Source organism: Paracoccus sp. (in: a-proteobacteria), from assembly GCF_032007265.1.
Taxonomy (GTDB): domain Bacteria; phylum Pseudomonadota; class Alphaproteobacteria; order Rhodobacterales; family Rhodobacteraceae; genus Paracoccus.
On the sequence record NZ_DALZMB010000148.1, the window covers coordinates 1 to 7,423 of the forward strand.

Annotated in this window: 7 protein-coding genes; 4 read left to right on the top strand and 3 right to left on the bottom strand. The window is 61.8% G+C overall.

Annotated features, from left to right (window positions below; all coding sequences use genetic code 11):
- The first annotated feature begins 339 nt into the window (after window positions 1-339).
- The gene (locus RTS12_RS19270) at window positions 340-771 is read left to right on the top strand and encodes a glyoxalase superfamily protein (protein ID WP_312531411.1); all 432 of its coding nucleotides are present in this window, start codon (window positions 340-342) and stop codon (window positions 769-771) included.
- 91 nt (window positions 772-862) lie between these two features.
- Here the strand turns inward: RTS12_RS19270 and RTS12_RS19275 are convergent, their stop codons facing one another.
- On the bottom strand, window positions 863-2,689 hold the full coding sequence (locus RTS12_RS19275; protein WP_312531413.1) for an ABC-F family ATP-binding cassette domain-containing protein: 1,827 nt from the start codon (window positions 2,687-2,689) through the stop codon (window positions 863-865).
- Window positions 2,690-2,845: 156 nt separating this feature from the next.
- On the bottom strand, window positions 2,846-3,853 hold the full coding sequence (locus RTS12_RS19280) for a serine hydrolase (RefSeq protein ID WP_312531415.1): 1,008 nt from the start codon (window positions 3,851-3,853) through the stop codon (window positions 2,846-2,848).
- A 174-nt stretch (window positions 3,854-4,027) separates the two neighbouring features.
- Between RTS12_RS19280 and RTS12_RS19285 the strand changes: the two genes are divergently transcribed.
- The 3 genes from RTS12_RS19285 to recR are packed head-to-tail and all read left to right on the top strand — an operon-like array spanning window position 4,028 to window position 6,798.
- Window positions 4,028-5,833: a DNA polymerase III subunit gamma/tau gene (locus tag RTS12_RS19285; RefSeq protein ID WP_312531417.1), complete on the top strand. Its 1,806-nt coding sequence runs from the start codon at window positions 4,028-4,030 to the stop codon at window positions 5,831-5,833.
- A gap of 3 nt (window positions 5,834-5,836) precedes the next feature.
- A complete protein-coding gene (locus RTS12_RS19290) occupies window positions 5,837-6,181 on the top strand; it encodes a YbaB/EbfC family nucleoid-associated protein (RefSeq protein ID WP_312531419.1) in 345 nt (114 codons plus the stop codon).
- 17 nt (window positions 6,182-6,198) lie between these two features.
- Entirely contained in the window at window positions 6,199-6,798 is a 600-nt protein-coding gene (recR, locus tag RTS12_RS19295; protein ID WP_312531421.1) for a recombination mediator RecR, read from the top strand.
- Window positions 6,799-6,925: 127 nt separating this feature from the next.
- Here recR and RTS12_RS19300 read toward each other — a convergent pair whose 3' ends face one another.
- Window positions 6,926-7,378: an Hsp20 family protein gene (locus RTS12_RS19300; protein ID WP_312531423.1), complete on the bottom strand. Its 453-nt coding sequence runs from the start codon at window positions 7,376-7,378 to the stop codon at window positions 6,926-6,928.
- Between the last annotated feature and the right edge of the window lie 45 nt (window positions 7,379-7,423).

Consider the following 7,423-nt stretch of genomic DNA (forward strand, 5'->3'; position numbering starts at 1 on the left):
CCCTTTTTCGTTTGTGCAGGGCGGCCTTTCCCTTCCCGATGACGCATTCGTTCCTTGATCGGGGCAAGGCTTGGCGCTAATCGGGAATCGAGGTGCCGGACACCTGCCGCCTGCCGACCTTTGGTCACGGTGAAGTCCGGAGCGGAAAGACCCTCACCCTCGACGTATTCGTGCGGTGGGCAATGCAGGCCCCCATCGATCTTGGAATACGCTTCTTGAGGAGTGAGCGATGTCTATCCGGCACGCAATCCAACGAACCAACCCCTGCCCGTCCCCGTCATTGGGATGGCGCAAGCCAACGGTCTGCCCCATCCATGCCTCGACCCCCGAAGGTGCGGCATGAGCGCCCTGACGATCGACACGGCCAAGGCCCAAGCCAAAGCGTTGCGGGCGGCCCTGTCCCTGCAAGGCACAAACATCAGCCATGCACAGGCCCTTGAACTGGTCGCCAAGCAGCAAGGCGCGAAGGACTGGAACACGCTGTCCGCGCGCCTGACCCAACGCAATGCGCCGCCCGCGCTGGCATTGGGTGATCGGGTACGCGGCCATTACCTTGGACAGCCCTTCTTGGGCCAAGTGACCGGATTGTCCGGCCCCGACAGCCATCGCCAGATCGGGATCCGTTTTGATCAGCCCGTCGATGTCGTGCCGTTCGAGAGCTTCTCGAACCTGCGCCAACAGATCAGGGCAACGATCGACGAAACCGGCCGATCTCATCGCCGGACCTCGAACGGGGTACCTCAGTTGACGGTCGCCAAAGACGAGGGCTGAGAAACCGCAGGGCACCCTGCTTTAAAACGCAACCTCCAACGCAAAACGGGCGCCCAATCGGCGCCCGTTCCAATGCGGTGAAGCGTGACGTTTAACCCGCGTCGCGTTCTGCCAGAGCCAGCCATTCGGCTTCGGCATCCATCAGGCTGACCTGACGTTCCGACAGGCCTTCGCTCGCCTTTTGGAATTTCACCGGCGAGGTCGTGAACAGCGTGGGATCCGACAGGAACTCCGACAGTTTCGCGATTTCCGCCTCAAGCCGCTCCATGATGGCGGGCAAGGCTTCAAGGCGGTTCTTCTCGGTGAAAGTCAGGCCCGTTTTCGCGGGATTAACGGGCTTCGCAGCAGCAGGGGCCTCGGCGGATTTGCCGGAAGGCTTGACGCTAGAGACCGCGTAGACGGCCCCGTCATCGGCGCGTTGCGCGCGGTAGTCCGACCAGCCGCCAGGATAAGCGGTGGCCTTGCCGTCGCCCTCGAGTGCCACCGTCGTTGTCGCCACACGGTCGATGAAATCGCGGTCGTGACTGACCAGCAGCACCGTGCCATCATAATCGCCGAGAATGTCTTGCAGCAGGTCCAGCGTCTCGACATCAAGATCGTTGGTCGGCTCGTCCAGAACCAGCAGGTTCGAGGGATGTGCCATGATTTTCGCCAGCAAAAGCCGCGCCTTTTCACCGCCCGAGAGGCTGCCAACGGGCGCGCGCGCCTGACCGTCATCGAAAAGAAAGTCCTTGAGATAGGCCACGATATGGCGCGGATTGCCGCGCACCATGACCTGATCCGAGCGCCCCGAGACGCTCATCGACGGATCCGAGGTCAACGCATCCCACAGCGTCACCGTATCGTCGATCTTGCTGCGTGCCTGATCGAAAACCGCGATATCAAGGTTCGTGCCCAGCTTGATTGTGCCCTCATCGGGGGCAATCTCGCCGGTCAGCATCTTGATCAGCGTGGTCTTGCCCGCGCCGTTGGGGCCGACGAAAGCCACGCGGTCACCGCGCATGACGCGCAGATCGAACGGGTGCAGGATCACGCGATCGCCAAAGCTTTTGCTGATCCCCTTGGCGTCGATCACGCGCTTGCCCGACTGCTGGCCTGCGTCCATCTCCATGGCGGCGGTGCCCTGACGACGGATCTGGCCCGCACGTTCGGCGCGCAGATCGGCCAGCGCACGCACGCGGCCCATATTGCGCTTGCGCCGCGCGGAAATGCCCTCGACCGCCCAACGCGCCTCGGCTTTGATCTTGCGGTCAAGTTTGTGGCGCGCCTCGTCCTCGGCGGCCCAAGTGGTCTCGCGCCACTCTTCGAAACCCTCGAAGCCGCGCTCCTGACGACGGACCTCGCCGCGGTCGATCCACAACGTCGCGCGCGTCAGATTGCGCAGGAAGGCGCGGTCATGACTGATCAGCACATAGGCGGTACGGGTCGAGGAAAGCTGTTCTTCGAGCCAGCCAATCGCCTCGATGTCAAGGTGGTTGGTCGGCTCGTCCAGAAGCATCAGATCAGGCTCTGACGCCATCAGGCGGGCCAAAGCCGCACGGCGACGCTCGCCGCCCGAGGCGGTCGCAACGGGGCGTTTGGGATCGAACTTCAGCCCTTCGGCTGCCATTTCCACGCGGTATTCCTCGCCCGGGGCAAGGCCCGAGACGGCGAAGTCGCCAAGGGTCTCGAAACCCGACAGATCGGGCTCTTGCTCCATATAGCCGACCGAGGTGCCGGCAGAGGTCACGACCCCGCCGCGGTCAGGCTCGATGAGCTTGGCCATCACCTTCATCAGCGTGGACTTGCCCGAGCCATTGCGCCCCACCAAAGCGACACGATCGCCTTGCTGAACCGTCAAGCTGAGGTTGTCGAATACAGGATTCCCGCCGAAAGTCAGCGAGATGTCGGTCAATTGAAGAAGGGGTGCTCTGGCCATATGGCGCGGTTATCTTGCCCGGCGCACAAGGTCAATCGTCTGCCGTTTTTTCCCAACTTTCCGCCCGGTCACCGCGCATGATCCTGGATGCCGCAAGCCGATGAAATCCTGCGACTGATAAGGGCAGCGGGCCTTGGCCCTGCCGTTCAGTCAAGGCTAGATGCTGGTCAAAATCTCGGTCGCGATCTGGTGCAGCTGGGCGCGATAGCCATTCGCCCCCGAGGGCAAGGCCGGGTCCGAAGTCATGGCAATGGCCACGGGTGATCGATCAGCAGTTGCAGGGGCCACATAGATCATCTGGCCACCAAAGCCCCATCCGTAATTGACCTGTCGACCCGCCATTTCCGCTAAAAACCAGCCATATCCATAACCTGATTTCGTGAATGTCGAGACGGTGCGGCGTTGCCAGCTTTCCCTGATCCAGCTCAAGGGAATGACGCTGCGCCCGCCGGCATAGCCCTCGGCGGCATAGCTTGCGCCAAAGGCCAGCAGCGAGCGTGTGCTCATCGCCATTTCATTGCCACCGATATAGATGCCCTGAGGGTCGCGCTGCCATGCCTCGATGCGAAAGCCCGGAATTTGCCCCAGCCAATCTCGCGCCAGATCCAGCGTGGTCCGCCCACTGCGCTTGGCCAGGGCCGCCGACAGCAAATGGGTCGAGGCTGTCGAATAGAGCATCCGCCCCCCCGGCCGTTCTACCATCGGCGCCGCCAGCGCTTTGCGCACCCAATTGTCACTTGTGACCCAAGCGGCATAGGCAGCACCCGATTGCGGGGTCAGGCCCGATTGCATCGACAACAGATGGCTGATCGTCAGCTCATTCAGCCGTGGATCGCGCTGGACCGGAAAATCCTCGGGCAAGATTTCTGACAGCCGCTCGTCTACGCCGCTGAACGTGCCCCGCGAGATGGCAATTCCCACCAGCGCCGATATCACCGATTTCGAGGCCGATTTCACATTGGTTGCCTGCTCGACATTCCACTTGCCATAACCGCGCGCAGCAAGCTCGACCCCGCCGCTCCAGACGGCAATGGCACGCAGTTGACCGAAACGGGCAGCGTCGTCCAACACGGCACTGGGCCGCGCGCCTGCAGGCCCGGCGGCCCAAATCAAGGGGGCACAAAGGCCGCTTGCCAGCACATGGCGTCGTGTCAGTTTGCGCATCATAGCTGCCAATATGGTCCCATCCACGTGCCACGCCAAGTGGTCTGCCCCTGCCGCAGGCGGTGTCAGTGGCTATAGCCCGGCGACTGGCTTTCAGCGGGCAATCATCGCACAGCGGTTGTTGCCCCGGCAGGCCCACGCGGCTAAGGTGACGCGGTTGCAAAAGGCGGGACCATGACAGAGACCGGACAGACTTATCAGGTATTGGCGCGCAAATATCGCCCCGAAACCTTTGCCGATCTGGTCGGTCAAGATGCGATGGTGCGCACGCTCAAGAACGCATTTGCCGCAGATCGCATTGCTCAGGCCTTTGTGATGACCGGCATTCGCGGCACGGGCAAAACCACCACGGCCAGGATCATCGCCAAGGGGCTGAACTGCATTGGCCCGGATGGCACAGGTGGCCCCACGACCGAACCTTGCGGAATTTGCGAACATTGTGTCGCGATCTCAGAGGGGCGCCATGTCGATGTCATGGAAATGGACGCAGCCTCGCGCACCGGGGTTGGCGATATTCGCGAGATTATCGAAAGCGTGCATTACCGCGCGGCCTCGGCGCGCTATAAGATCTATATCATCGACGAAGTGCATATGCTGTCGACCAGCGCTTTCAACGCGCTGCTCAAGACGTTGGAAGAGCCGCCGCCGCATGTGAAATTCATCTTTGCCACTACCGAGATCCGCAAAGTGCCGGTCACGGTGCTGTCACGCTGCCAACGCTTCGATCTGCGACGGATCGAACCCGAGGTGATGATCGCGCTTTTGCAAAAGATCGCGACCCGCGAGGGCGCGCAGATCAGTGACGATGCGCTGGCCTTGATCACCCGCGCCGCCGAAGGGTCGGCGCGTGATGCAACCTCACTGCTGGATCAGGCGATCAGCCATGGTGCGGGCGAAACCACGGCCCCTCAGGTGCGCGCAATGCTGGGCCTTGCCGATCGCGGGCGCGTGCTTGACCTTTTTGACATGATCTTGCGCGGTGCAGCGGCCGAAGCGCTGGCCGAGCTGCAAGCCCAATATGCCGATGGCGCCGACCCCTTGGCCGTGCTGCGCGATCTGGCCGAGATCACCCATTGGATCTCGATCCTCAAAATCACCCCCGAGGCCATCGAGGACCCAAGCATCGGCCCCGATGAGGCCAGCCGCGGGCAGCAGTTTGCCGAAAAAGTGCCGATGCGGGCACTGACGCGGCTGTGGCAAATGTTGCTGAAATCTCTCGAAGAGGTCTCGGCCGCGCCCAATGCCATGATGGCGGCCGAGATGGCGATCATTCGCCTGACCCATGTCGCCGACCTGCCAGATCCCGATACGCTGATCCGCAAGGTTCAGGCCTCGATCACTGCGGGCGATTTCGCGCGCCCCTCGGGCATGGGCTCGGCCCCCTCTGGTCAGGCACCGCGTGCTGTGCGCCCCGCCCCGGTTGTGGCGCAGTCCGCAGCCCAGTCACATGCCTCGATCAATCGTGACGGATCGGCAATGGCGCTGGCGATCTCTCCTGATGCGCTTGCCGCCTATCCCGACTTCGAGGCCGTGATCTCGCTCATCCGCCGCATGCGCGACATGAAGCTCTTGCTCGAGGTCGAGGATCACCTGCGGCTGGTGCGCTATTCGCCCGGCCGGATCGAGTTCCAACCGACCGATAATGCCCCACGCGATCTGGCCAACCGCCTTTCTGACCGGCTGCGCAGCTGGACCGGGGGCGCACGTTGGGCCGTAACCATCGCCAACGAGGACGGTCAGCCGACGATTTCGGAACGCCGCGCCGCCGAAAAGGCCGCGATCCGCATGCGCGTCATGCAGACCCCGCTGGCTCAGGCGATTTTCGCGGCCTTTCCATCGGCCCAGATCACCGAAATTCGTAAAGCACCCGTCGAGGTGGCGGTTGAAAAAGCGGTGGGTGAGGATACATCCCCACATGACCTGACCGAAGGCCCCGTGGCCGAGGTCGAAGAATGGGACCCTTTCGAGGACGAGGAATAAGATATGATCGATGGTTTCGGCAATTTTGGCGACATTTCCAAAATGATGCAGGCCGCTCAGGATATGCAGGCCAAGATGACCGAGATGCAGGAAGGCCTGCATCGGCTCAGCGTCACCGGTCAATCGGGCGGAGGGCTGGTCAAGGCCACCGCAACCGCCAAGGGCGAGCTGACGGCTTTGGATATCGACCCTTCAATCTTTCGCGCCGAAGATAAAGAAGTGGTCGAAGATCTGATCCTTGCCGCGATCAAGGATGCCCAAAAACGCGCCGAGGAAAAATCGGCTGAAGAAATGGCCAAAATGACCAGTGCCATGGGCATCCCGGCCGATTTCAAAATGCCATTCTGAACATAGGCCCGCCGCGCATGAGCGAGGATAACAGCGACATTCAGGCCCTGATCGCGCAAATTGCGCGACTTCCGGGCCTCGGCCCTCGCTCGGCGCGGCGCATCGTGCTGCAACTCATCCGCAAACGCACCGGCCAAATGGCCCAACTTGCCACCTTGATGTCGCAAGTCGCCGAGAACGCAACAGAATGCTCCATTTGCGGCAATATCACCGAGGCAGAAACCTGCGCGATCTGTCGTGACGACCTGCGCGCAACCGGCGAGATCTGCGTCGTCACCGATGTCGCAGATCTGTGGGCGCTCGAACGCGGCCGTGCCTTTCGCGGCCGCTATCACGTGCTGGGCGGCAGCCTGTCCGCGCTGGACGAAATTGGCCCAGATCAGTTGCGCATCCCCGAATTGATCCAACGTATCCCGGCCGAACATGTCACCGAAGTGATCCTTGCTCTGGCGGCAACCGTAGACGGCCAAACCACGGCCCATTATATCGCCGAGGCCCTTTGCGACACCGGCGTCACGGTGACGGGCCTTGCCCAGGGCGTCCCGGTTGGCGGAGAGCTCGATTACCTCGACGATGGCACCATCACCGCCGCGCTCCGCGCGCGCCGCAAGGTCTAAGCCGCCGGGTCTAAATTTTCACCGATATCCGCAAAACTGAAAACGGGCGCAGATTGCTCTGCGCCCGCCAAATGTCACTCATGCAAAAATATCCCGGGGTCCGGGGCAGCGCCCCGGTCCGCTCGGATCAAGAAGCCAGCTTCTCGACTGCTTTCGAGGATTTCGAGATCTCGATCTGACGCGGTTTCAGCGCCTCGGGAATCTCGCGGCGCAAATCGATGTTCAGCATGCCATCTTGATGGCTCGCACCTTCGACGCGGACATGATCGGCCAAAGTGAACTTGCGCTCGAAGGCACGGGTTGCGATGCCGCGATGCAAGAAGCTGCGACCCTCATCCTCGGTGGCTTTGCGCCCCGTAATGATGACCGCGCCGTCGCGCACTTCAACGCTCAGCTCATCAGCAGAAAAACCCGCCACGGCGATCGAGATGCAATAGCTGTTCTCACCGGTCTTTTCGATATTATAGGGCGGATAGCTGTGCTGCGACAGATCCGAGGCAAGCGCACGGTCCAGAACATCGGCCATCCGGTCAAACCCCACCGACGCACGATAAAGGGGGGTCAAATCAAAGTTACGCATTTTGCATCCTTTTCAAAGCGATACCAAATCAGCCCCCCGGATTCG